Source organism: Psychrobacter sp. TB20-MNA-CIBAN-0197, assembly GCF_040309765.1.
GTDB classification, from domain to species: Bacteria; Pseudomonadota; Gammaproteobacteria; order Pseudomonadales; family Moraxellaceae; genus Psychrobacter; species Psychrobacter submarinus.
The window spans coordinates 1-330 of sequence record NZ_JBEOPC010000249.1; the positions used below are offsets into that span (position 1 = coordinate 1).

1 protein-coding gene is annotated in these 330 nt (G+C 62.4%); it reads right to left on the bottom strand.

What is annotated here, in order from left to right:
- A partial coding sequence (locus AAEY83_RS13530; RefSeq protein ID WP_351059581.1) for an SDR family NAD(P)-dependent oxidoreductase occupies positions 1-295 on the bottom strand: 295 nt, incomplete at its 3' end.
- Positions 296-330 lie beyond the last annotated feature (35 nt).

The following is a 330-nucleotide window of genomic DNA, read 5'->3' on the forward strand; positions in this document are numbered from 1 at the left end:
GTTTTGCCAGAATGCCAGCGTTATTGACCAGCACGTCGATACGCCCGAATGAACGATCGATAGCCGAGAACAGCGCAGCAACCTGCTCGGGGTCAGCACTGTCAGCACGCACCGCGAGGCCTTTGCGTCCCAATTCTTCGATATCCGCCACCACCTCAAGAGCGGCGGACTCGTTGGCGACGTAGCTGATGGCGACGTCGTAGCCTTGCGCGGCAGCGAGTCGGGCGGTGGCGGCGCCGACTCCGCGACTGCCGCCGGTGATCAGAATCAGCGGGGCCTGCGAAACGTTATCCATGCGACGTTCTCCTGAGCAGTTGGGCTGTGTCAGCC